Genomic DNA, 23,102 nt, shown 5'->3' with positions numbered 1-23,102 from the left:
GTCTTTGAAGTCCTCGCGCTCAGGCAGCGCAACAGTACTCCGCTTCTACCGATAAAACCGTATTCCCGGCGCGACGGGCCGTCGCGCCGCTGGATTCGCTCGCCCTGTCATCAGCAGGGCGAGCGATAAGCGTGGACTGGCTAACCGCCAGCCAAAGTAGCACCACAATAATCAGAGACGTACTCAATGAAAGATAGCCGATCAAAAATCCGGACAAAAAAAACCGGAGCAGCCACCGTTTTTTATTGCGCATTCACGCTTCCCGCACTGACTCTCGCTGCCAGTGCTTATGCCGACGACGGCGTGACGGAGCCCACCTCCGGAACGTCGCGAACCCAGACGCTCGCGCAAGCGTCGCCCTCGCCTACGCCACATTCGCGGGTGTCCCCGGCACAGTCCGCCCAATCCGCCGGCAAACGCCGTGCGGACCAGGGCGGTCAGGTGCGTAACGATCAACCCGACACCACCAACGCCATCGTCAACGCTGAAGCCAGCCAGACCGTCGAGCCGCCCAGCCCGCCGTCGAGCCAGGCCGCCAGCAAAGGCTTTATCGCCGATAGTCATCTGAACCTGCAGTTCCGCAATTACTCCGACTACTTCCAGGCGCCCAATACGACCTACCGACATGCGTGGATTCAGGGCGCGCAAGCCAACTACGAATCCGGCTTTACGCAGGGTCTGGTCGGCTTCGGCGTGGATGCGTCGCTGTTCGCCGCGTTGAAACTCGACGGCGGCAACGGCGCCAGCAACATGGTGCACGTCGGCAAGGACGGCGGCGGCTCACAGCAACTCGCGTGGGCCTACCCCGGTATGTACGACATCAAGGGACGCATTTCGGAAACGGTCGTGAAGTACGGTTTGCAGACCGTCACGAACCCGTTCCTCGAACCGCACGACAACCGCGCGCTGCCGCCCACTTTCCTCGGCGTCTCGATGGTCAGCAACGACCTCGTGCACACCACGCTCGAAGCCGGTAGCTTCACCAGGGTCGACGCGCGCGGCCACACGAACCTGAGCAACCTGACCACCTCGTACGGCGGCACGCGCATCGATCGGCTGACGTACGTGGGCGGCACGTGGCACTACGCGAAAAACGGCGAGATGGCGCTGTATGTCGATCAGGCCGACGATGTCTGGCGTCAGTACTACGGTTCGGTGGCGCAGTCGTTCGGCGATCCGACCACGATCAAGTGGAGCGGCCTCGCCAACATCTATTCGACCCACGACACCGGCGCGTCGAAGCAAGGGCACATCAACAGCAATGCGTACAGCGTGTCGGTCTCCGCGCAGCACGGCCCGCATGCGTTGCTGCTCGGCTACCAGCAGGTGCTCGGCGATCAGTTCTTCGATTACGTCAACGAAACCAACGGTATCTACCTGACCAACTCAATGGACGTGGACTACAACGCGCCGCACGAGCAATCGCTGCAACTGCGCTACACGTTCGACGGCAAGTACGCGGGCCTGCCGGGCTTGAAGGCGATGGTCTGGGGGGAATACGGCTGGAACGCGGATGCCTCGGCGGGCGCGGCGGACAACGCCTCGCCTTCGGCGTCGCTGCACAATCTGTACTGGAAGAATGGCGAGCCGGTGCATGGCCATCATCACGAGTTCGGCTTCATTCCTAGCTATACGCTGCAAAGCGGACGCTTCAAGGATACGAAGATCACGTTTATCGCGATGTGGCACAACGCCCAGTCGCACTACTCGGACGGCAACAACATGGAATACCGCCTGGTGGTGAATGTGCCGGTGAAGGTGTTCTAAGCCGCGCGTTGCGGCTCGATGTTCGATGGTTGAAAGGGCGTCACCGTTCGCGATGCGACGACGTGGCGACGTGACGCCTGGTTTGCTCAAACTTCCCCAGTGATCCGCTCAGTGGTCATGGCCCGCGACAAACCGTGCATGGGCCGGCGCAACGCCACGTCGAACGGATTGGTTTGCGGGCCGATCGCATCGGCCTGACGCCGCAGCAGTTCGACCACCATCGGCAGACGATCGTCGCCCAGACGCGAAGCCAGCGTGCCCACGCTCAACGCCGCCACCGCCAGGCCGGTGCGGTCCAGAACCGGCACCGCCACGCCCGCCATGCCGTCGAGCACACCGGTATTGTTCGCCGCGTAGCCCAGGCGCCGCACGCGTTCGATCTCGGTGCGCAAATACACTTCGTCGAGCACGCCGTAGCCGCGAATGCGCGGTACGTTGAAGCGGATGATCTCTTCACGCTCCGCCTCGGGCAGAAACGCGAGAATCGCCAGACTCCCCTGACCGACCCCTAATGCGACGCGCCCGCCGATATCGCCGGTGAACGAACGGATCGGAAACGGCCCTTCGCAGATGTCGAGACACACGGCGTCGAAACTGCTTTTGACCAGCAGAAAAATCGTGTCGCCAAGACTCGCGCACAGCCGCAGCAACGCCGGGCGACACAGCGTGCGCATGCCGCTCGGGTTGCCCGCTTGCGCGGCCAGTGCGAAGAAGTCGACGCTCAGGCGATACAGCTTGGAGTTGTCGTCCTGCTCGACGATGCCCTCGGCGATCAGCGCATGCAGGATGCGGTGTACGGTGCCCTGCGTCAGCCCCACGGCTTTCGCCAGCCGCGTGACGCGGCCGCCGTCGGGTTGCGCCTCGGACAACGCGCGAATCACCGCAAACGCGCGTTCCAGCATGCCGGGGCCCGGTGCGCCGCCGGTTTCCGCCGGGGTGCTCTCGGTATCTCGTTGGGCGGCAGCTTTCATCTGGGTTGCTCTCATTTATTTCATTGACCGGAACACTATAAAGCGTTTTATCCGGGAGCGGAATAGCGGGCGGATTCCGCTTTGTAGCATGACGAATGCTGATTCATAGGGCTTTTCCGTACGTCACGCAGCGGAACGAATCATAGGTATTACGCAAACAAATTCCGTCTAACGGAATTTTTTCAAATCTTATACCGTTGATCGGAATTTGAAATTGACGTCTCGTAATTTGGCTAGCTAGAGTCGGTTTCATCGAGGCAAGCTCCGCTCGATCCGGTGTCGACTCATCCATAGGCGAGAATCATGTCGTTCCTCACACTCACGGACGTAACGAAATCGTTCGGCGACCTGCACGCTGTTGCCGACGTGAACCTGTCGGTGGAAAAAGGCGAGTTCGTTTCGTTGCTTGGGCCGTCCGGCTGCGGCAAGACCACCACCTTGCAGATGATCGCGGGTTTCGTCGAGACCACGCGCGGGCGTATCACGCTCGACGGCCGCGACATCACGCACATGAAGCCGAACAACCGCGGCCTCGGCATCGTGTTCCAGAGCTACGCGCTGTTTCCGCACATGAGCGTCGCGGAGAACGTCGGCTTCGGGCTGGAAATGCGCAACGTCGACAAGACAGAGCGCAAGGAGCGCGTGCGCGAAGCGCTGGCGCTGGTGCGGCTCGACAGCCTCGCGCACCGCTTTCCGCGCGAACTGTCCGGCGGTCAGCGGCAACGCGTGGCGATTGCCCGCGCGATCGTGATCGCGCCGCCGGTGCTGCTGCTCGACGAACCGATGTCGAATCTCGACGCCAAGCTGCGTGAAGACATGCAGTTCGAGCTGCGCAGCATTCAACGCAAGATCGGCACGACCACCATCATGGTCACGCACGACCAGTCGGAAGCACTGTCGATCAGCGATCGCGTGGTGGTGATGGAAGCCGGCCGCATCACGCAGATCGACACGCCGTACGAAGCGTACGAGCGCCCGGAAAACCGCTTCGTCTCACAGTTCATCGGCAAGGCCAACATGCTGGCGGGCACCGTGGTGGCCTGCGACGGCGAGGCGATCCGTATCGATCTCGGCCACGATATCGAAGCAACCGGCCGCACCGCGCAATGGACGCCGCGCGAACGCTCGGTCGGCGTGGGTGACGCGGTGACCTTATGTATTCGGCCGGAAAAGCTGCGTCTGTGCGCCCCGGACGCCGGGCGCGTGCCGGCCACCGTGACGAGCCGCTTCTTCCTCGGCAGCCAGTGGCTGTATCGCCTCGACAGCCGGCTCGGCGAAGTGCTGGTGTGCTGCCAGAACGAAGGCACCGAGCCGCTGCCCGAAGGCGCGGCGGTCGGCGTGGACTGGAACAGCGAAGCGATCCGCTTCATTCAACGGGACGCACGACATGGCTAGCACGCTCCCCGCGACCGACAAGAACAACACGCAAACCCGCGACGCGCGGCGCGCGCCGTGGCATGCGTTCCTGCCGCTGTGGCTGATGTGCGCGCCGGCTTTTCTGCTGTTCGCGACGTTGGTGCTGGTGCCGCTCGTGATGACGCTGGTGCTGACCTTCTATCGCTTCGACCCGGCCAGCGGGCCGCTCGCCGCGTTCCAGTTCGGCAATTACGCGGAAGTGCTGGGCTCCTCGTATTTCCACACGATCTTTCTGCGCACCTTCGGGATTGCGTTTCTGGTCACGCTGCTGTGCATCGTGATCGGCACGCCGGAAGCCTACGTGCTGTCACGCATGCGCGACCCGTACCGCTCGCTGTTCCTGCTGGTGATTCTCGCGCCGCTACTGGTCTCCGTGGTGGTGCGCGCGTTCGGCTGGAGCATGCTGCTCAACAGCAACGGCCTCGTGAATCAGGCGTTGGGTCTGATCGGTCTCGGGCCGTACAAGCTCGAATACACGACCTTCGCGATCGTGATTGCATTAGTGCACGTAATGCTGCCGTTCATGGTGATTCCCGTGTGGACCGCGCTGCAGAAACTCGACCCGCAGACGGAAAACGCCGCACTGTCGCTGATGGCGTCGCCCGCCACCACGCTGCGCCGGATCGTGTTGCCGCAACTCACGCCGGGCATTCTGTCCGGCAGCCTGATGGTGTTCGGCCTGTCGGCGAGCGCCTTCGCGATTCCGGGCCTGCTCGGCGGACGACGCCTGAAAGTCGCCGCCACCGCCGTCTACGACGAATTCCTCGGCTCGCTGAACTGGCCGCTCGGCGCGACCATCGCGCTCCTGCTGCTGGTCGCGAATCTGATCGTGATGCTCACTTACTACCGGGTTCTGGAGCGTAAGTACGCCAGAAGCCTCGGTTAATTCATTGGCCCTTTGAGTGACATCATCATGAGAAAGAACGGCCCCATTGCACTGATTTTCCACACGCTCGTGATTGCGTTCGTCCTCGCGCCGCTCGTAATCGTCGTGCTGGTCGCGTTCACGCCCGACGAGACACTCACGCTGCCCACGCATGGCGTCTCGCTGCGCTGGTTCCGCGCGATCCTCGACTACCCCGATTTCATTGCCGCGTTCTTCAACAGCCTGAAGCTGGCATTTGCGTCGGCCACGCTGTCGCTAATCGTCGCGCTGCCCGCCGCATTGGCGATCGGCCGCGCGCGTTTCCCGGGGCGCGGCTTTCTCAACGGACTGTTGCTGTCGCCGCTGGTGATTCCGGGCCTCGTGCTCGGCATCGCGTTGCTGCGTTTCTTCGCGCTGATCGGCGCGACCGGTTCGTTCGCGTGGCTCGTGCTCGCGCACATGATCATCATCACGCCGTTCGTGATGCGGCTGGTGCTGGCCTCGGTCAGCGGCCTGGATCGCAGTGTCGAACATGCGGCGCATTCGCTCGGCGCGGATGCGTGGACCACGTTTCGCCGCGTCACCTTCCCGATGATTCTGCCGGGGATTACCGGCGGCTGGCTGCTGGCCTTCATCAACAGCTTCGACGAATTGACCATGTCGATCTTCGTCACGTCGCCGCAAACCGTCACGCTGCCGGTACGCATGTACATGTACGCGACCGAATCGATCGATCCGATGATGGCCTCCGTCTCGGCGCTGGTGATCTTCATCACGGCCGGCGCGATGCTGCTGCTCGATCGCGTGTATGGGCTGAACCGCGTTCTGATCGGCCAGCATTGATATCCTCTTCCGCTTACGTTCCCATGCCGTCCAATCCATCGTCCAACCTGGCGACCGCCCATGCCGACGACACCGCCGGCGGTCGCGCCGAGCCGCAATTCGTTCGCGTCGCCGAAATGCAGCGCGAACCGCTGCGGTTCTTTTTAGATGGCCGTGAAGTCGGCGCGCTCCAAGGCGATACGCTGCTGACGGCCGTGTTGATGCAGCAACGGCGCGTGCGCGACAGCGAATTCAGCGGCGCGCCGCGCGCCGGCTTCTGTTTGATCGGCGCATGCCAGGACTGCTGGATGCGCAGCGAAGACGGCAAGCGCCTGCGCGCCTGTTCGACGCTGGTGACCGAGGGCATGCGCGTGGTGTCGCGCTTCGGCGTTGCAGCCGACAACGCGGCGACTTCGGCGCGCACCCAAGGAGACGGCGCATGACCGACGAACCTCGCATCGTGATCGTCGGCGCCGGACCGGCCGGCGTGCGCGCCGCCGAAACGCTGGTCGCAGCCGGCCTGCGCCCGGTCGTACTCGATGAAAACGCGCGCTGGGGTGGCCAGATTTATCGGCAGCCGCCCGCGAACGGCGGCTTTCAACGCTCGAAGAAAACACTCTACGGTTTTGAAGCGCACAAGGCCGACGCCTTGCATACGACGATGGCCGCGCTGCTGCCGCAACTCGACTATCGACCCGACACGCTGGTCTGGGCCTGCGAACCGGGCCGGCTCGATACGCTGCGCGCGGGGCGCGAGCTGCGCGTGCCGTTCTCGCATCTGATCATTGCGAGCGGCGCGACCGATCGCGTGTTGCCGGTGCCGGGCTGGACCTTGCCCGGCGTCTATACGCTCGGCGCGGCGCAGGTCGCGCTGAAATCGCAAGGCTGCGCGATCGGACAACGCGTCGTGCTGGCGGGAACGGGGCCGTTGTTGTACCTGGTCGCGTATCAATACGTGAAAGCGGGTGCCCAAGTGCTCGCCGTGCTGGACACCAGTCCACTGTCGCGGCAGATCGTGGCCGCGCCGAAACTCGCGCGTCAACCGTCGACACTCGCTAAAGGGCTTTACTACGTCGGCTGGTTGAAAACGCGTGGCGTGCGGATCGAACGCAAGGTGACGCTGGTCGGCATTCACGGCGGACAAGGTGTGCGCGCCATCGAATTTCGCGCTTCCCCGGATAGCGGCGCGCCGACCGAAACCCTCGCTTGCGACGCGGTCGGTATCGGCTTCGGGTTGAAGCCCGAAACGCAACTCGCCGATCTGGCTGGCTGTCGCTTCCGCTTCGACGCCACCAACCGTTGCTGGCTGCCCGAACTCGACGCCGCCGGCCGCAGCTCGGTGCAAGGTCTCTATCTCGCCGGCGACGGCGCGGGCATTGCCGGCGCCGTCGCCGCCGAACTCGCCGGCCGCCGCGTCGCGCTGGCCTTGCTCGACGATCTCGGCATGGCGCATCCACGAGGCGCGGGCCTGCGCGACGCAGCGTCGCTCGAACGCGGTCTCAAACGTATCGCTGTGTTTCGCCAGGGCATCGAAACGGCTTTCGCGCCCCCCGCGCATTGCGCCGCGCAATGGCCCGACGACATGACCGTGTGCCGCTGCGAGGAAATCGACGCGGGTACCTTGCGGCGCTGCATTCGCGCCGGCGAGGCGAGCGAGATCAACCGTCTGAAAGCGCTCACGCGCGTCGGCATGGGACGTTGTCAGGGCCGCATGTGCGGCGAAGCCGCGCTGACGCTGCTGGCCGAGGAAACCGGCAAACCGCTCGCCGAAGTGGGCCGCTTGCGCGGTCAGGCGCCGATCAAACCGATTCCCCTTTCACCGGAGATGGTGGCCGACGACGAACTCGCCGGGATCCCCGAGGAGGCACGCGATGAGTGACACGCAACACTACGACGTCGCGATTGCCGGCGGCGGGCTGGTCGGTTCATCCGCGGCATTGGCGCTGGCGCGACGCGGCTTGCGCGTCGGCCTGTTCGAGCGACGCTATTGCGGCGCGCAGGCGAGCGGCGTGAATTACGGCGGCGTGCGTTGCCAAGGGCGCCCGGCTGAACAGATGCCGCTCGCCATGCGCGCGCGGCGCATCTGGGACCGCTTGCCGGAGTTGATCGGCATCGACGGTGAATTCACGATGTCGGGACACTTGCGGCTGGCGCGCAGCGACACCGATCTCGCGGCGCTGCAAGCATGGGCCGACATGGCGCGCGATCACGGACTGCACGCGCAGTTGATCAGCGGCGCCGCGTTCCGCGAGCGCTATCCGTGGCTCGGGCCGGCGGCCATCGGCGGTTCGCTGTGCGCGTCCGATGGGCACGCGAATCCGCGTCTCGTTTCACCCGCATTCGCTCGCGCCGCGCGCGCGGCCGGTGCGGACGTGCGCGAGCAAACCGAACTCAGCGAGATTCATCACGACGGCAAGCGCTTTCAATTGCGCGCAGGCGACGCATGCATCAGCGCCGACTGGCTGATCAACTCCGCCGGCGCGTGGGCGAACACGGTGGCGGGTTACTTCGGCGAGCGCGTACCGATGAAACCGATCTACCCGAACATGTGGGTCACCGAACCCTTGCCGCCCTTCATCACGCACAACCTCGGCGTGTACGGCGGCGGCATCTACGCGCGGCAAGTGGCGCGCGGCAACTGCGTGATCGGCGGCGGACGCGGACATGGCGACGGCGAATACGGCCACCCATCCACCGACACCACGCGCGCCGTGATGCGCGACGCCTGCGCGCTGCTGCCCGCGTTGCGCGAGGCGCTGCTGATCCGCACATGGAGCGGCGTGGAAGGCGAGACCGTGGACAACAATCCGATCATCGGCGCGAGCCGTACGGTGCCGCGTCTGTTGCATGCGTTCGGTTTCTCGGGCGGCGGTTTTCTGCTCGCGCCCGGCGTGGGTGACGTGCTGGCCGATCTCGTGATCGACGGCGATACCGCCACGCCCTTGCACGCCTTTTCGATTGGCCGCTTTGCCGCCGTTGGCGCGGTATCCGCCGACTCGGCCGCCAGTGTCGCGACCACGCCTTCCGCCACTTCTTCTGCTGCTTAAGTCCCGTTTAGTGAAACTCAGGAGCCCCACCATGAAACTGTTCAAGACGATCGCGGCGCTCGCCGCCCTGTGTGCGTTCAGCGCGGCCGCGCCGGCGTGGTCCGAGACCAAAACCATCTATATCGGCATGAACGGCGGGCCGATGGAAAAGGCTTATACGAGCCAGGTGCTGCCCGACTTCGAGAAAGCCAACAATGTGAAGGTGGTGGTGGTGCCGGGCACGTCGTCGGATATTCTCGCCAAGCTGCTCGCCAATAAGGCGAATCCGCAGATCCACGTGGTGTTTCTCGACGACGGCGTGATGGCGCGTGCGGTCAGCATGGGGGTCTGCAAGAAGCTCGACGACGCGCCGGTCCTGAAAGAGCTCTACCCGTTCGCGCGCATGAAGGACGACATGGGCGCGGGCGTGCAACTCGGCATGACCGGCATTGCGTACAACAAGAAGCTGTTCGCTGAAAAAGGCTGGGCGCCGCCGACTTCGTGGATGGACTTCGCCGATCCGAAATACAAGGGCAAGGTGGTTTTCCAGTCGGCCTCGAGCAGCACCTTCGGCCTGCACGGCTTTCTCGCGATCAACCGTCTGATGGGCGGCAGCGAGCAGAACGTCGAACCGGGCTTCACGAAATGGGCGAGCACGGTCGGGCCGAACGTGGTCGAGTACGTGCCAAACTCCGCGAAGATTTCCGAAATGGTCCAGACCGGCGAGGCAGGTTTGTTCCCGCTGACGCCGACCGGCGTGAGCGATCTGCAGGACAAGGGGATTCCGGTCGCTTATGTGAACCCGAAGGAAGGGCCGGTGTTGCTGCTGGTCGATCTGTGCGTGGTCAACAACAACCCCGATCCGCAACTCGCGCAGAAGCTCGCGCAATTCCTGCTGTCCGCGCCCGCGCAGACCAGGGCCGCCGAAGCGGGCAAGCAGATTCCGACCAACCGCCTCGCGAAGATGACGCCGCCGATGCAGCAAAGCCTGGGCAGTATCGACGATCTGGTGCGCAAGGTGACGGTGGTGGATTGGGACACGATCAATGCGCACCGCGCGCAGTGGGATACGCGCTGGAACCGGCAGATCGAGCGCTAAGTTAGGCGCTGGTTAGACGCTGATTACAACGCTCGGCAACGCCCAGTCAGAAAATCAGCGACACCGCCACGGCCAGCCAGATCGAGCCGACGCCGGCAAGAAACAGATGCCGGGCGATCCGCATGTGGGTGTCGCTGGTTTCCGATTGGGCCGGGTTCGTTGCCAGCCACGGCACGAGCCCGAGGCAGCCGAAACCGATCAGCGCGATCACGACGACCATCACGTCGCCAACGCGCCACTTGGTGGGCTCGTACATGCCCCAGTAGCCGAGAAAGACAATGCCGATCGAAAAGATCGTGGCCGACGCGCTACTGAGCGCGGCCACCGATCCGGTTGGACTCGGCATGCTTCACCTCCGATCGTTGGCTATTGGTTGGCTGTTCGTTGGCTGTTACAGCGTGCCTTGCCTGCCCCCGGTTCCTGCCAGCTGGTGCGATCCGTCAGGACGTGCGGGCCTGCCTCGCTTCATACGTCTTCAGATGACTATAGGCGATTCGCAGCAACGACAGGCCATGTTCGCCCTTCTGCGCATCGCCGCCGCGCGAAATCAGGTCGCCGAGAATATGATCCGCCTCGGTATGCGAGTGGTTTTCCACGTCGCGCAGCATCGACGCGGTGAGCGGCGACGGCGTGAACAGCGTCTGCGTAGCGCGGGCGTCGAAGTCCGGGCCCATCGTGAAGCCTTTGCTCTCGGCCACCGCCCGGCACTCGCCGAGCAGATTCTCGATCACGCGTTTGCCGTCCGGCGCAGCCAGAATATCGCCGACGGAACCCCGCATCAAGCACGTACTGGCCGCCAATGTGGCTAGGAACACCCATTTCTCCCACATGCGCAGCAGAATATTGTCGCTGACCGTGAGGTCGAAATTCGCGCCGGCCATGGCGTCCGCGATTGCCTGGACGCGCTCCGACTTGCCGCCCGCCAGTTCGCCGAATGTGATGGCGTGCATTTCGTTCAGATGCACGATGTGCTGCTCGGCGTTCAACGTCGCGGCGATCACGCATTGGCCGCCCAATACGCGCTGCGCGCCGAACTTCTCGGTCAGCACGTCGATATGGCGCATGCCGTTGAGCATCGGCAGAATCAGCGTCGATTCGCCGACGAACGGTGCGAACGAGTCGATCGCGTCGTCGAGGCTGTAGGCCTTGCAACTGAGCAGCACCAGATCGAACGGCTCGGCGCTCACACCGGCGAGAATCGTGTTGACGTCCGGCAGCGTGAGATCGCCGCGCGCGCTGCGGATCACGAGCCCGTCGCGTTGAAGCTTTTCCGCGCGGCCCGCACGAACGAGGAACGTCACGTCCTGGCCCGCCGCGGCGAGACGCCCGCCGAAGTAACCGCCCACCGCGCCCGCCCCTACTACTAGAATTCGCATCTTTGGCCTCTTGATAGATTTCGGTCGCGCGGCGTTGGGCTTTTGGGTGATAGACCTGAGACACCTAAGAGCCGCTGACGCAGTGCGTGGGGAGAATGTAGCAAAGATTGACCGTCGGCATCCGCCACGATTGCCGGGGCGGCGTGCTGCGAAGCACCGATTGTTCTGGTCAGATCAATCGGTGGGTCCGGCCAATCGCAACGTCACGCTCAGAGCGTGCCGAGAATCGTCTTCTCGTAGAGCGCCAGCATGCCGTCGACGTCCACGTCGACGCACACCTCGCACGCCGGGCGGCTATCCCAGGCCGGCGCGGGCACCGGCATCGTCGCGGGCTTCTGGATCGTCTGACCGACCGCGATACCTTCGGTCAACACGCGCACCGGACCGCGGCGCGTCGAATAGAGATGCGGCGCCAGCACATAAGCCACCGCCGACGAGTCATGCACGTAAATGCCCTTGAGTTGCGCGCTCTCTTCGTGAAACGCCTCGTAGTGCCGCGACACGTCCCACACGAATTGTCCCGCCGCGCCGCCGCGCTCGCGCAGCGACGCCAGATAGTCGTGGCTCATGATGGTGCGCTGCGTAACGTCGAGACCGACGATCGCCACTGGCCACTGCGCGCCGAACACCCTGTCGGCCGCATCCGGATCGCCCAGAATGTTGGCTTCCGCCGCGGGCGTGACGTTGCCGAGCACGCCGTCCGTGCCGAACGCGCCGCCCATGATCACCACCTGTTTGACGAGCGTGGCGAATTGCGGATCGTCGGCGAGCGCCAGCGCGAGATTCGTGAGCGGACCCACCGCGACCAGCGTGACCTCACCGGGATGCGCACGCACCGCGTCGATGATGAACCGATGTGCGGGACGCTCGTCGAGCGTGGCGGCGCCGCTCATGTCGAGCGCGATATTGCCGAGGCCGTTGTCGCCGTGAATCCATGCCAGCGGGTCCGGCGCGATGCGTTTGAGCGGTGCGGCCGCGCCCTGCGCGACCGGCACGCCAGGCGCGAAACGACCGGCAAGGAAACGCGCGTTGCGCGTGGTCGTCTGAATCGTCGCGTTGCCGAACACGCTCGTCAGACCGAGCAGTTCGATCGCCGGATGCCGCGCCTGAAACACCAGCGCCATCGCGTCGTCCACACCGGGGTCGGTGTCGTAAATGATCTTGTGCTGGCTCATAGGTAAAACGCGTCCGGCAGTTGTTCGCGCGCGGTGGTGTCGCGGGTCGCGCCATGCAGATTGCCGAGACGGATCGGCAACTCCGGCCCACCGAGTTCGATGATCACCTGGCGGCATGCGCCGCACGGCGCGATCGGGCCTTCGGTGTCGCCGATCACGGCAAGCGCGGCGAACTGGTCGCGCTGATAACCCGCGGCAATCGCGCTGAAAAACGCCGTGCGTTCCGCGCAATTGCACAAACCGTACGACGCGTTCTCGACATTGCAGCCGTCGAATACCTGGCCGTCTTTGGTCAGCAGCGCCGCGCCGACCTTGAATTTCGAATACGGCGCATAGGCCTTTTCTCGCGCGACGCCCGCGCGTTCCAGCAGTTGTTCCATCTTCATACAGCGATCCTCGATTCAATGCAGCGTAATGAACATGCCTGCAATGGTGGCGCTCATCAGGTTCGAGAGCGTCCCGGCCAGCACGACACGCAAGCCGTAGCGCGCGACTTCGGCGCGGCGTTCCGGCGCGACGGCGCTAAAGCCGCCCGTCAGCACCGCGATCGACGAAAAGTTCGCGAAGCCGCACAACGCAAACGACAGGATTGCAATGGTACGCGGATCGAGCGCCTGCAGGCCAGCCGCGCTCACGCTGGCGGCGTCTTTCAGATACGGCGACAGCGACGCGTAAGCGACGAACTCGTTGAGAATCACCTTCTGGCCGAGGAAGTTGCCGGCGATCGTCGCCTCGCTCCACGGCACGCCGATCAGGTACGCAAGCGGCGCGAACACCATGCCGAGCACCGATTGCATGGACAGGTCCGGATGGCCGAACCAGCCGCCTATACCACCCACGATACCGTTTAGCAACGCGATCAGACTGACGAACGCGATCAGCATGGCGCCGACCATCACCGCGATTTTCAGGCCCACGGTGGCGCCCGAACTCACGGCTTCGATCACATTGGTGGGCCGCTTTTCGTCGAAGTTGAGATGCTGCAATTGCACGCGGCTCGGCTCGGTGCTCGGGCAAATGATCTTCGCGAACAGCAGGCCGCCGGGCACCGCCATGAACGATGCGGCCAGCAGATAATCGACCCGCACGCCGAGCCCCGCATATCCCGCCAGCACCGAGCCCGCCACGGCCGCCATGCCGCTCGACATCACCGCGAACAGTTCGGCACCGGTCATGTCGCGCGCGAACGGTTTGACGACAGCGGGCATTTCGCTTTGGCCGAGAAAGATCGTGGTGACGGCAGAAAACGATTCGAGTTTCGACACGCCCAGCAGTTTCTGGAACACCGTGCCCAGCACGATCACGATCCAGCGCATCACGCCGAGGTAATACAGCACGGAGATCAACGCGGTGACGAAGATAATGGCCGGCAGCACGCGCACGGCGAACACGAAGCCGCCGTCGCCGAACACCTGAAACATCCTGGGCTGTACGAGGCCGCCGAACAGAAACTCGATGCCCGCGTTACCGTAGGCCAGCACGTGGTTGACACCGGTTGCGGCCGCGTCGAGGATCGATTTGCCGAACGGCACGAACAGAATGAAAGCGCCGATACCGATTTGCGTGAGCAATGCGGCGACCACGGTACGTAAGCGAATGGCGCGCCGGTTGGCAGAGAAGATATAGGCGATCAACAACAGGACGGCAATACCGAGGAGGTTTCGGACGATCAGGGCCATGTCTCGTGACGTTCTTGTGAAAGTGGCACAGATGCTAAACGAAACTGACGCTGGAGGAAAAAGATTCGGTTAGGGGTGGCGTTCGTGTGCTGAGGGTTTGAGCGTGGAGTGCATGCGTGGCGCATTTTTTTGTTGGGGGTGCATGGGTTTGCTGCGGCGCGTGAGCGTGCGATCGACGTTCACGCGCTTCAGCGATATTCAGGTGCTACAGCTTTTACTAACCCACCGCTCAGAGCATTTCCAGCGCCAACGCGATGCCCTGCCCGCCGCCGATACACAGCGTCACGATTCCGCGCTTCAGACCATCGCGTCGCATCGAATGGATCAGTCGGGTGGTCAGCACCGCGCCGGTCGCGCCGATCGGATGACCGTGCGCGATCGCGCCGCCCTGCACGTTGATCAGCTCATCCGCGATGCCGAGACGGCGCGCGACCGCGATCGGCACGGCCGCGAATGCTTCGTTGATCTCAAAGCGCTCGACCTCATGCAGTTGCCAACCGGCGCGCGCGAGGGCCATCTGTACCGCAGGCACGGGACCGAGCCCGAACAGGCCCGGCTCGACCGCCGCCACGCCGAACGCCACCAGACGCGCGGCCGGTGCGATCCCGCGCGCTTCGGCGAAACCGCGCTCGGCCACCAGCATCGCAGCCGCGCCGCTGTTCAGACCCGGCGCGTTGCCCGCGGTGATCGTGCCGTCGGGGCGGAAGGCGGGCCGCAGTTTAGCCAGCGTCTCCAGCGTGCTGTCGGGGCGCGGTTGTTCGTCGCGTGTGAAGGGTTGCGGGCCTTTGCGACCCGGCACTTGTACGGCGATCAGTTCGGCGTCGAAGTCGCCGTTCTCCTGCGCCTCGGCGAATCGCTGTTGCGAGCGTGCGGCCCAACGGTCCTGGCTTTCACGCGTCATGTCGAACTGCGCGACGAGGTCTTCGGTATGCCAGCCAGAATGCTCGCCGGAAAACGCGTCGTTCAGGCCGTCGCGCAACAGGCTGTCGTGAACCTGCGCGTTGCCCATGCGGCTGCCCCAACGGCCGCTGTCGAGCAGATAGGGCGCGCGGTCCATGTTTTCCATGCCCCCCGCCACGGCGGCATCGCCGAAACCGAGCCAGATTTCCTGCGCCGCCGACACGATCGCCTGCGCGCCCGATCCGCACACGCGATTCACCGTCAGCGCAGGCACGGCCACCGGCACGCCGCCGCCAATCGACGCCTGGCGCGCCGGGTTCATCCTGTTGCCCGCCTGAATCACATTGCCCATCACGACCGACGCCAACGCCGCCGCGTCGAGACCGCTGCGGCGTAGCGTCTCGCGCACGGCCAGCGCGCCGAGTTCGGTTGCGGGCACATCCTTCAGCGATCCGCCGAAAGCGCCGATCGGTGTTCTTACCGGATTGCAGATCACGACTTCTCGCGGGTTTGTCATTGCTTCTCTCCAGTTGGGTCAGGTTCGCCAATGATTCACAGGCCGTGGCCGTGTGTCAGTTATTCGCCGATACCGCCGTCACGGTGCCCGGCAAATCCCAGCCGCCACCCAGCGACCGGTACAACGCGACCGCCGCGAGCGCATGCTCGCGTTTGGCCTGATTCAACGATTCGTCGTCGCGCAGATACGCTTCCTGCGCGTCCAGCACGTCGAGGAAACTCGACGCGCCGTTCTTGTACAACTCCGTCGACAGCTTCAACGCGTGGCCCGACGCATCGAGCGCGCCGCCAAGTCGTTGCACCTGCACCGAGCCGTTCACCAGATCGCTGCGGTTGTCCTCGATTTCCTTCAGCGCCTGCAGCATGGTCTGCTGCAAAGCGAGTTGCGATTCGCGCATGCGGCTCTCGCTCGCGTCGATATTCGCGGTAATGCGGCCCGCGTTGAAGATCGGACTGGTGGCGTTCAACGCCGCGCTGAACAGGTTGTCGGTCAGCGTCGGCAGGCCGAGATACGACGAGGCCAGCAAGCCGTCGGCGAGATTCAGTCTGAACTGCGGATAGCGCTGCGCTCTCGACACGCCCACTTCCGCCGCGCGCTGTTCGACCGTCGCATACGCGGTGCGGACATCGGGCCGCTTCAGCAATGCTTGCGACGGCAACATCTGCGGCACGCTTTGCGCGGGCAACGGAATCTCACGAGCATTGGCGAGCAGCAAACCGTCCACACTCTCCGGCGTGCGCCCCGAATACACCGCGATCAGACTCAATTGATGCTGCACCGCCGACTGAATGCGCGGAATCTGCGCCTGCAGATCCTGCAGTTGATTCTGCGCACGCGCGACGTCGAGCTGCGTCGAGAGTCCGAAATGCAAGCGCTCCTGCGTGAGCTTCAGCGCACGCGCACGAATCTGTTCGTTGTCGCTGAGAATCTGCAATTGCGATTGCGCCCAGCGCAGATCGATATACGCGGCCGCCGTGTTGGCCGCGAGCGCGAGCCGCACCTGATTCAACGACGCCTCGCGGCCCGACACCTGCGCCTGCGCCGCCAGCACCGCCAGCCGTTCGCCGCCGAACACGTCCGGCGTCCAGCTTGCCGCCAGGCCGAAACCGGCCTGGCGCACGTAGCCGAGCGGCGGCGGCGTGTTCTGGCGTGAGTCGGATGCACCGGCGTTCGCGTTCAACTCGGGCAGCAGCGCCGCGCGATCCTGCGTCGCCAGATCCTGTGCCTGCTTGACGCGTTCCACCGCGGCCTGCACGTCGAGATTGCCGGTCAACACCGACTCGACCAGTTGATGCATCACCGGGTCGCCGAATTGCGCCCACCACGTGTCGGCGCTGACGCTGTCCTGCGGCGCGTCGACGTTCCATGCGGCCGGCGCCACGGTCCTGACCGTCTGTGGCAGATCCGCGTGTTCTGCCGGTGGAACCGCGCAGGCCGCGAGCGTCGACAACGCGGCGCTCGCGAGAACTTTGAGTACGATCGGTTTCATGTTGAATTCCTCAATGAGCGTCGGGCGGCGGCGCGGTGTTGCCGAACGGGCGCGAGAACAGCACGCTCAACAAACCGACCAGGAAACACAGCGACAACGCGAAAAACGTGTCGGAGAAAGTGAGCACCAGCGCTTCGCGCATCAGCAGTCCATGCAAGGCGCCGAGCCCCGCGTTGGCTGCGTTCAACGCGTCGCCGCCAACCGCCGCGAAATGCGCGGTCTGCTGCTGCAGGAGCGATTCGAGCACCGGGCGACCGGCGTTCAGATGTTCGTCGAGACGCTCGTAGTGCAGGTTCAAGCGGTCGTTGAGCATCGTGCTGCTCACGGCAATGCCGATCGCGCCGCCGAGATTGCGCATCAGGTTGAACAGGCCGCTTGCGGAACGCAGCCTCGACATCGGCAACGAACCCAGCGCCATCGTCACGATGGGCGGAATACAGAACTGCTGGCCGATGCCGCGCAACGCCTGCGGAATCAGCAGTTCCTGCCAGCCCCATTGATTGGTCAGCGGCATGTACAGATAACAGCCGACGCCGAACAGCACGAGCCCCACGACCAGCAGGATTCGCATGTCGACAATGCGGGCGAGGATCGAATACGCGACCATGGCGAGCAATTGAAAACAGCCGACCGACAGCAAGGCCACGCCGATCTGCAACGAGTCGAAACCGCGCACACGCGAGAGGAACACCGGCGTCAGAAACACCGCGCAGAAAATCCCGATCCCGGTTATGAACGACAGCAGACTGCCGATGCCGAAGTTGCGGACCGCCAACGCGCGCAGATCGACAATCGGCTCCTTCGCGGTGAACGCATGCACGACGAACAGGAAGCCGCAGATCGCCGAGATCCACGCGCAAAACACGATCACGTCGTCACCGAACCAGTTCTTGCGCGGGCCTTCTTCCAGCACGTATTCGAGGCAGCCGAGAAAACCGGACATCAACAGAATGCCGAGGTAATCGCCCTTCTTCAGCAACGACAGATCGACGTTGTCGAAGTGCACGTACTTCGGCACCATCACCGTGACGAGAACGCCGGGCACGAGGTTCAGATAGAACAGCCAGTGCCACGACCATTGCGAGGTGATCCAGCCGCCGATCACCGGGCCCACGGTCGGCGCGAGCGTGGCGAGCGCGCTAATGGTGGTGGACGCAATCAACCGCTGCTTGCCGGGGAACAGCACGAACGCGGTGGTGAACACGGTCGGGATCATCGCGGCGCCGAGCGCGCCCTGCAAACCGCGGAACAGGATCATCGAGTTGATGTCCCAGGCGAGGCCGCACAGCATGCTGGTGATCGTGAAGCCGAGCGCGGAAAAGGCGAACACCCAGCGCGTGGAGAACACCCGCGTGAGCCAGCCGGACATCGGAATCACCAGAATCTCGGCGATCAGATACGAGGTCTGCACCCAGGAGAGTTCATCCTGGCTCGCGGACAAACCGCCGCCGATATCCTTGAGGGACGACGCCACGATCTGGATATCGAGCGTCGCCATGAAAAAGCCGATGCACATCAGCGTGAACGCGAGGACTTTGGTGCGCGTCGGCAGATCGGCTGGGTTGGCGAGGACTTGGGTCATGATCGGTCTCTCAGCCGCGCGCCGGCGTGGTGCCGGTGTTGCCGGTGTCGACGTGAACCTTCACCGTGGCCGAGAGGCCGGGGCGCAGCACGCCTTGCATGTCTTTCGGCACCTCGAGACGCACACGCACGGGCACACGCTGCACGATCTTCGTGAAGTTGCCGGTGGCGTTTTCGGCGGGCAGCACGCTGAAGGTCGCGCCGGTGGCGGGCGCGAGACTTTCCACCACGCCGTGAATCTGCCGGCTCGACGCGTCGAGATTCACGTCGACGCTGTCGCCGACCTGCATCTTCTTCAACTGGTCTTCCTTGAAATTGGCGTCGATCCACAGGCCGCTCGCGGGGACCACGGTCAGCAGCGATCCGCCGGTGTTCGCCAGCAGACCCACCCGCGCGGTGCGATTGCCGATATAACCATCGATCGGCGAGCGAATCGTCGTGTACTCCACGTTCAGCGCCGCGACGCGCTGTGCCGCTTGCGCCGTGGCGATGCGCGCTTCGGCGTCGCCGATCTGCGCGTCGAGCACGGCGATCTGGCGCTGCGCCGCGATCAGCGCCGCGCCGCTGCGATCGACGGCGGCATGCGCCTTGGTCAGATCGGCGTCCGCGCGCTCGACCACCTGGCTCGACACGGCGTCGTCCTTCACCAGTTCGCGATAACGCGTCTGGTCGGCCGCGCTACGCGTCAGTTCGGCGCCGGAGGCGCGCACCTCGGCCGCCTGCTCGTTGATGGTGGCGAGCTGCAGGGATTTCTTCGCCTGCAACTCGGTCACCGCGGCCTGGGCGCTCTGCACTTCCGCGCTGGCCTGCGCGAGGCGGGCGTCGTAATCGCGTGCATCGAGCCGGATCAGCACCTGGTCCGCGTGCACGAACTGATTGTCGCGCACCAGCACCTCCGTGACGAAGCCGTTCACTTTCGGCGCCATCACGGTGACATCGCCGCCCACGTAAGCATCGTCGGTCGTCTCGACAAAGCGGCCGATGAAAAACCAGTACGACGCCGCCAACGCGAGCACCACCAGCACCGTGATCACCGCGAGCAGCATCCAGGGAATACGCCGCACCGGTTTGGCGGATTGAGCCGCGCTGGGCGGCGCGATAGTGGAAGGGGTTGTGGACATGATGTCGATATGTGCGTATGCACTCCTTGAGTTAAAAAAAACGGCGCTGTGCGTTGCGCCGACCTTGCGGTACTGCCCGTCCAACTTCAAAGCGGATCCTGCGTGATGGCGAACAACTCGCCGCGCAATGCGGCGGCCCGTTCTTCGCCGAAACGGTGTTCGAACTCGGCTTGCGCCGCGTACCAGTGCTCGCGACCGGCTTGCAGACGTTCTTCGCCGGCGGGCGTGAGCGCAATCGACAACGCCCGGACGTCAGCGCCGAGCACGTCGCTCGATATCAGGCCGTTGCGGCGCAGCGGCTGGATCGTGCGAACCAGCGTGGTGCGTTGCATCCGCATGGCCTCGGCCAGTTGCTTCATCGACATTGGGCCGACGCGTTTTAACCGACCCATCAGCGAAAACTGCGTAATGGTCAACCCCACGTTCGCCAGATGCCGGTCGTAAAGCTGCGAGACGTAACGCGCGGCCTGGCGGATCGCAAAGCAGTCGTCGTCGAAGAGGCCTTCCATCGTTGCGCTTCCTGAATCGTGAGTGCGTATGCACATTAGTGGACGCAATGAACCCGCCGGAACGAGTTCATACGGCCTATTGGGTTACGTTAGCCGGTGATGCTGAACAGCTCGGTGCGCAGCGCTCTGGCGCGCGCATGCCCGAAGCGCTCTTCAAACTCGTCCTGCGCCGCGCGCCACGCCACCGATGCCTGGTCGAACGTGGTTTCGCCCTGTGCCGTGAGACTGAACAGAAACGTGCGGCCGTCGTGCTCCGCCGACTCCGCCACCACCAGGCCGTCGCGCTGCAACGGTTTCATGGCGCGAACCAGCGTGGTGCGTTCCATCACCATGGCATCCGCCAGATCCGCGATGGGCAGATTCGGCTTGCGTGCGAGCTTGGCCAGGATCGTGAATTGCGCGGCCGTCAACCCTACGCCGCCCAAATGGCGCTCGTAGATTTGCGTGACGTGCCGCGCCGCCTGGCGCAGCGCGAAGCAGTTGCATTCGTCGTAAGAGAGAGGGCGGTTCATGTCGAGGAGTGTAGGTGTGCATACGCACAGAGTCAAGATGAATTTTGTTTCGGGCAGTGGCGATGGGTGTCGGCAAACCGCATCGATAAGCAAAACCTCCATACATACGTCTGTTTGAATTGCCGCCGCAAGGCCCCACCGCACGGCGCGACGGCGAATCTTACGGGTTTGGATTAACGCCACTATATACAAGTCCGTAGCAGCGGCTTAATGTTCAGCCGCAACCAATTAAATCTAATAAGAGGCCACGGAGACATTAATGCCATTCCACCCAGTCAGTGCGTTTCCCGCTATGCGGTTTGCATGCACCGCGTCGATATCCGGCATTAAATACGTTTGCGTCGCACTGAAGCCAGCCTGTTTTACCTGGCATATGAGGCTCTGCGCTGCATGATCGGGATTCGTCCGTCTCGCGGGCCTTCCGCGTCATTCAGCATGGCCTGCGCGGATTGCGAATAACTCTGCTTCGATGCTTTCGATTTGGCGCGGCTATCTTGCCGCGCATGCGTGGCGATTTTAGCGAGCGCAACGTGGACATCGCGGAGCATGGCATTTCGGTTCACGCACGGATAAAAACCCAGCGGCATCCGCGCGACTCAATTAATCGCGCGCATTAATAACGAAACGACGATTGACGAGGAGACAAAACAATGGCGTTCAAACTGTGGGCAGGCTCATCTGCTGCAACCCTGACCGGCGCACTGACTGGCGCATTCGCGCTGTCCGTGCTGCTGGCCGCTTGCGGCGGTTCCGGCAAGGCGGACGCGCCGGGGGCCGTCGCCGTGCCGCAATGTTCGGGCGCGTCGTGCGGGCCGCAAGGGCAGCCGCCCGGCACGCCGGTCGTGGCGGCCCAGTTGTGCCCCGCTGCCCTCGACTATTCGACCACCTATACAGGCGGCTCGGGCAGCGGCGAGTACATCAAGATGCAATTCAATTCGGCGACGAAGAAGTATCAGATGACCTTCATCGAGTCCGCCGTGCCAACATCAGTCGGCCAGGTCAACGTCACGCGCGCGGGCCTGACGATCACCGGCGACTACGACAATCCGAGCGGCTCGTTCGCGTTGCCGACCGCCGAACAGAACCGCTGCGCGATCGTGCTGAAGAACGGCACGACCGCCGACGGCACCTACAGCGTCACCATCAATCCGCAGGACCCGCCGATGCTGTTCGTCGGCGAGGGCATTATCGGCGGCGGGATTCCGGGCGCGACGATCCAGTTTTCCGGCGTCACATCGCTCGGTTTTCCGATCGGCGTGGTGCCGCAGCGCACCTTCGACTCGTATCCGTTCCTCGGTTTCAGCCAGACCGTCACCGACTTCACCCAGGTGGCGGGCGTCTATAACGAAATCGGCTTCCGCATGAGCCCCGAGGGCAATCCGGCCCAAGGCACGGACGGCCTGACGACGACCGGCTGGGCGCCGCAGGCCGTTCAGGCCAGCGAGACGCTCAACGCGGACGGCACCTGTACGCCCGATTCATCGCCGAACTCGTGCGTCCTGACGGGCACGCCATGGACGTTGCGTACCAATGCCGATGGCTCGCCCGACAACGTTTTCGTCAGCCGCGCCAACGGCCTGGCTTATCCGGCGGCCGGCGTAGGCGTGCTGCAACTGCTGTTCGCGCCGAGCCTGGCGCACGGCATCATGATCGTCGGCAAGGTGAACAATCAGCTCGTGCCGGTGATGATTCGCGTCGGCTATGCCCACACGGACAACTCCGTGACCGGGATTCTGAACAACGCGCTCGACGATCAGCTCGGCATCTCGCTGCTGGCGCCCGCCACGAAGATTGCTCAAACGGCGCTGAAGGGCGGCTATATCGGCGCGAATAGCGCGTCGGCGTGCGGCCTCGTGACCACCATCGGTCAAAGTCCGAACCCGATCTACGTCAACGGACAGCCGGTTTATACCGCGTCGGGCACCTGCACCGACGGCAGCGCGTCGTTCAACCCTGGCGTGAATTACGGCGCGACCTTGTTCCAGAGTCCGTCGGCGGCGTTGTTGAATCCGTTCACGTCGACGGCGTCGAGCAACTTCTCGCTCGATTTCACGCAAACGCAGCCGGGTATCGTCAACGTGACCGCGACCAAGCCGTTAATGTCCGGCAGCACCGCGCTCTACAACGCGGGAGACACCGGCGTGATGGTTCAGGTTGGGCCGGTGTACGGTCTGCTGATGAACGGGATCAACCCGATCTTCACCACGAATGATCCGGCGAACAACATCGGCAAGGTGAATCCGTTCCTGTCGATCGGCGCATTCGTGGAATAAGCGT

At 63.9% G+C, this 23,102-nt stretch carries 22 protein-coding genes; 9 read left to right on the top strand and 13 right to left on the bottom strand.

The window, feature by feature from the left end; all coding sequences use genetic code 11:
- Positions 1-19 precede the first annotated feature (19 nt).
- A complete protein-coding gene (locus BX591_RS36450) occupies positions 20-253 on the bottom strand; it encodes a hypothetical protein (RefSeq protein WP_167444543.1) in 234 nt (77 codons plus the stop codon).
- Here BX591_RS36450 and BX591_RS12315 point away from each other — a divergent pair.
- Positions 187-1,767, top strand: coding sequence for an OprD family outer membrane porin (locus tag BX591_RS12315; RefSeq protein ID WP_111931670.1), 1,581 nt, complete (start codon positions 187-189; stop codon positions 1,765-1,767). The genes BX591_RS36450 and BX591_RS12315 overlap by 67 nt on opposite strands.
- 86 nt (positions 1,768-1,853) lie before the next feature.
- On the opposite strand, the gene BX591_RS12310 is transcribed toward BX591_RS12315, so the two are convergent.
- On the bottom strand, positions 1,854-2,738 hold the full coding sequence (locus BX591_RS12310; RefSeq protein WP_111931668.1) for an IclR family transcriptional regulator: 885 nt from the start codon (positions 2,736-2,738) through the stop codon (positions 1,854-1,856).
- A gap of 303 nt (positions 2,739-3,041) precedes the next feature.
- Between BX591_RS12310 and BX591_RS12305 the strand changes: the two genes are divergently transcribed.
- From BX591_RS12305 to BX591_RS12275, 7 genes are read left to right on the top strand one after another with little or no spacing between them, the layout of a single operon-like run.
- Positions 3,042-4,133 (top strand): ABC transporter ATP-binding protein, encoded by a 1,092-nt coding sequence (locus tag BX591_RS12305; protein WP_111931666.1) that lies wholly within the window; start codon positions 3,042-3,044, stop codon positions 4,131-4,133.
- Positions 4,126-5,040 (top strand): ABC transporter permease, encoded by a 915-nt coding sequence (locus tag BX591_RS12300; RefSeq protein WP_111931664.1) that lies wholly within the window; start codon positions 4,126-4,128, stop codon positions 5,038-5,040. The genes BX591_RS12305 and BX591_RS12300 overlap by 8 nt, the downstream gene beginning before the upstream one ends.
- Positions 5,041-5,067: 27 nt before the next feature.
- Positions 5,068-5,862 (top strand): ABC transporter permease, encoded by a 795-nt coding sequence (locus BX591_RS12295; RefSeq protein ID WP_111931662.1) that lies wholly within the window; start codon positions 5,068-5,070, stop codon positions 5,860-5,862.
- 23 nt (positions 5,863-5,885) lie between these two features.
- Complete coding sequence (locus BX591_RS12290) at positions 5,886-6,284, top strand: (2Fe-2S)-binding protein (RefSeq protein WP_111931660.1); 399 nt, start codon at positions 5,886-5,888, stop codon at positions 6,282-6,284.
- Positions 6,281-7,720, top strand: coding sequence for an FAD/NAD(P)-dependent oxidoreductase (locus tag BX591_RS12285; RefSeq protein ID WP_111931658.1), 1,440 nt, complete (start codon positions 6,281-6,283; stop codon positions 7,718-7,720). Before BX591_RS12290 ends, BX591_RS12285 begins: the two co-directional genes overlap by 4 nt.
- The gene (locus tag BX591_RS12280) at positions 7,713-8,888 is read left to right on the top strand and encodes an NAD(P)/FAD-dependent oxidoreductase (protein WP_111931656.1); all 1,176 of its coding nucleotides are present in this window, start codon (positions 7,713-7,715) and stop codon (positions 8,886-8,888) included. Before BX591_RS12285 ends, BX591_RS12280 begins: the two co-directional genes overlap by 8 nt.
- A gap of 31 nt (positions 8,889-8,919) precedes the next feature.
- Positions 8,920-9,966, top strand: a complete 1,047-nt coding sequence (locus BX591_RS12275; protein ID WP_111931654.1) for an ABC transporter substrate-binding protein — start codon at positions 8,920-8,922, stop codon at positions 9,964-9,966.
- Between the two features lie 46 nt (positions 9,967-10,012).
- Here BX591_RS12275 and BX591_RS12270 read toward each other — a convergent pair whose 3' ends face one another.
- The 11 genes from BX591_RS12270 to BX591_RS12220 all read right to left on the bottom strand — a co-directional run bounded on the left by BX591_RS12270 (position 10,013) and on the right by BX591_RS12220 (position 20,825).
- The gene (locus BX591_RS12270; RefSeq protein WP_111931652.1) at positions 10,013-10,312 is read right to left on the bottom strand and encodes a hypothetical protein; all 300 of its coding nucleotides are present in this window, start codon (positions 10,310-10,312) and stop codon (positions 10,013-10,015) included.
- A 94-nt stretch (positions 10,313-10,406) separates the two neighbouring features.
- Positions 10,407-11,342, bottom strand: a complete 936-nt coding sequence (gene panE / locus BX591_RS12265) for a 2-dehydropantoate 2-reductase (RefSeq protein WP_111931650.1) — start codon at positions 11,340-11,342, stop codon at positions 10,407-10,409.
- A gap of 209 nt (positions 11,343-11,551) precedes the next feature.
- Positions 11,552-12,517: a nucleoside hydrolase gene (locus tag BX591_RS12260; protein ID WP_111931648.1), complete on the bottom strand. Its 966-nt coding sequence runs from the start codon at positions 12,515-12,517 to the stop codon at positions 11,552-11,554.
- Positions 12,514-12,903 carry a cytidine deaminase gene (locus BX591_RS12255; protein WP_111931646.1) on the bottom strand — a complete coding sequence of 130 codons (390 nt, stop codon included), beginning with the start codon at positions 12,901-12,903 and terminating at the stop codon, positions 12,514-12,516. Before BX591_RS12255 ends, BX591_RS12260 begins: the two co-directional genes overlap by 4 nt.
- Positions 12,904-12,918: 15 nt before the next feature.
- Positions 12,919-14,196 (bottom strand): NupC/NupG family nucleoside CNT transporter, encoded by a 1,278-nt coding sequence (locus BX591_RS12250; protein WP_111931644.1) that lies wholly within the window; start codon positions 14,194-14,196, stop codon positions 12,919-12,921.
- 229 nt (positions 14,197-14,425) lie between these two features.
- Complete coding sequence (locus BX591_RS12245; protein WP_111931642.1) at positions 14,426-15,613, bottom strand: thiolase family protein; 1,188 nt, start codon at positions 15,611-15,613, stop codon at positions 14,426-14,428.
- A gap of 55 nt (positions 15,614-15,668) precedes the next feature.
- A complete protein-coding gene (locus BX591_RS12240) occupies positions 15,669-17,102 on the bottom strand; it encodes an efflux transporter outer membrane subunit (RefSeq protein ID WP_111931640.1) in 1,434 nt (477 codons plus the stop codon).
- Between the two features lie 10 nt (positions 17,103-17,112).
- Positions 17,113-18,684, bottom strand: a complete 1,572-nt coding sequence (locus BX591_RS12235; RefSeq protein ID WP_111931638.1) for a DHA2 family efflux MFS transporter permease subunit — start codon at positions 18,682-18,684, stop codon at positions 17,113-17,115.
- 10 nt (positions 18,685-18,694) lie between these two features.
- Positions 18,695-19,804, bottom strand: coding sequence for an HlyD family secretion protein (locus tag BX591_RS12230; RefSeq protein WP_176343122.1), 1,110 nt, complete (start codon positions 19,802-19,804; stop codon positions 18,695-18,697).
- Positions 19,805-19,890: 86 nt separating this feature from the next.
- On the bottom strand, positions 19,891-20,313 hold the full coding sequence (locus BX591_RS12225; RefSeq protein WP_111931634.1) for a MarR family winged helix-turn-helix transcriptional regulator: 423 nt from the start codon (positions 20,311-20,313) through the stop codon (positions 19,891-19,893).
- 89 nt (positions 20,314-20,402) lie between these two features.
- Positions 20,403-20,825 carry a MarR family winged helix-turn-helix transcriptional regulator gene (locus tag BX591_RS12220; protein WP_111931632.1) on the bottom strand — a complete coding sequence of 141 codons (423 nt, stop codon included), beginning with the start codon at positions 20,823-20,825 and terminating at the stop codon, positions 20,403-20,405.
- A 650-nt stretch (positions 20,826-21,475) separates the two neighbouring features.
- Between BX591_RS12220 and BX591_RS12210 the strand changes: the two genes are divergently transcribed.
- On the top strand, positions 21,476-23,098 hold the full coding sequence (locus BX591_RS12210; protein ID WP_111931628.1) for a DUF2957 domain-containing protein: 1,623 nt from the start codon (positions 21,476-21,478) through the stop codon (positions 23,096-23,098).
- The last annotated feature ends 4 nt before the right edge of the window (positions 23,099-23,102 follow it).

The organism is Paraburkholderia bryophila (genome assembly GCF_003269035.1).
GTDB lineage: Bacteria > Pseudomonadota > Gammaproteobacteria > Burkholderiales > Burkholderiaceae > Paraburkholderia > Paraburkholderia bryophila.
Note: the sequence above shows the minus strand (reverse complement) of the source record. Positions and strands in the feature narration are given on the sequence as shown.

Excerpts from the sequence above, each read along its gene's own strand:
- BX591_RS12315 (WP_111931670.1), top strand. The coding sequence starts at position 187 with ATGAAAGATAGCCGATCAAAAATCCGGACAAAAAAAACCGGAGCAGCC.
- BX591_RS36450 (WP_167444543.1), bottom strand. The coding sequence starts at position 253 with ATGCGCAATAAAAAACGGTGGCTGCTCCGGTTTTTTTTGTCCGGATTT.
- BX591_RS12310 (WP_111931668.1), bottom strand. The coding sequence starts at position 2,738 with ATGAAAGCTGCCGCCCAACGAGATACCGAGAGCACCCCGGCGGAAACC.
- BX591_RS12305 (WP_111931666.1), top strand. The coding sequence starts at position 3,042 with ATGTCGTTCCTCACACTCACGGACGTAACGAAATCGTTCGGCGACCTG.
- BX591_RS12300 (WP_111931664.1), top strand. The coding sequence starts at position 4,126 with ATGGCTAGCACGCTCCCCGCGACCGACAAGAACAACACGCAAACCCGC.
- BX591_RS12295 (WP_111931662.1), top strand. The coding sequence starts at position 5,068 with ATGAGAAAGAACGGCCCCATTGCACTGATTTTCCACACGCTCGTGATT.
- BX591_RS12290 (WP_111931660.1), top strand. The coding sequence starts at position 5,886 with ATGCCGTCCAATCCATCGTCCAACCTGGCGACCGCCCATGCCGACGAC.
- BX591_RS12285 (WP_111931658.1), top strand. The coding sequence starts at position 6,281 with ATGACCGACGAACCTCGCATCGTGATCGTCGGCGCCGGACCGGCCGGC.
- BX591_RS12280 (WP_111931656.1), top strand. The coding sequence starts at position 7,713 with ATGAGTGACACGCAACACTACGACGTCGCGATTGCCGGCGGCGGGCTG.
- BX591_RS12275 (WP_111931654.1), top strand. The coding sequence starts at position 8,920 with ATGAAACTGTTCAAGACGATCGCGGCGCTCGCCGCCCTGTGTGCGTTC.
- BX591_RS12270 (WP_111931652.1), bottom strand. The coding sequence starts at position 10,312 with ATGCCGAGTCCAACCGGATCGGTGGCCGCGCTCAGTAGCGCGTCGGCC.
- panE (WP_111931650.1), bottom strand. The coding sequence starts at position 11,342 with ATGCGAATTCTAGTAGTAGGGGCGGGCGCGGTGGGCGGTTACTTCGGC.
- BX591_RS12260 (WP_111931648.1), bottom strand. The coding sequence starts at position 12,517 with ATGAGCCAGCACAAGATCATTTACGACACCGACCCCGGTGTGGACGAC.
- BX591_RS12255 (WP_111931646.1), bottom strand. The coding sequence starts at position 12,903 with ATGAAGATGGAACAACTGCTGGAACGCGCGGGCGTCGCGCGAGAAAAG.
- BX591_RS12250 (WP_111931644.1), bottom strand. The coding sequence starts at position 14,196 with ATGGCCCTGATCGTCCGAAACCTCCTCGGTATTGCCGTCCTGTTGTTG.
- BX591_RS12245 (WP_111931642.1), bottom strand. The coding sequence starts at position 15,613 with ATGACAAACCCGCGAGAAGTCGTGATCTGCAATCCGGTAAGAACACCG.
- BX591_RS12240 (WP_111931640.1), bottom strand. The coding sequence starts at position 17,102 with ATGAAACCGATCGTACTCAAAGTTCTCGCGAGCGCCGCGTTGTCGACG.
- BX591_RS12235 (WP_111931638.1), bottom strand. The coding sequence starts at position 18,684 with ATGACCCAAGTCCTCGCCAACCCAGCCGATCTGCCGACGCGCACCAAA.
- BX591_RS12230 (WP_176343122.1), bottom strand. The coding sequence starts at position 19,804 with ATGTCCACAACCCCTTCCACTATCGCGCCGCCCAGCGCGGCTCAATCC.
- BX591_RS12225 (WP_111931634.1), bottom strand. The coding sequence starts at position 20,313 with ATGGAAGGCCTCTTCGACGACGACTGCTTTGCGATCCGCCAGGCCGCG.
- BX591_RS12220 (WP_111931632.1), bottom strand. The coding sequence starts at position 20,825 with ATGAACCGCCCTCTCTCTTACGACGAATGCAACTGCTTCGCGCTGCGC.
- BX591_RS12210 (WP_111931628.1), top strand. The coding sequence starts at position 21,476 with ATGGCGTTCAAACTGTGGGCAGGCTCATCTGCTGCAACCCTGACCGGC.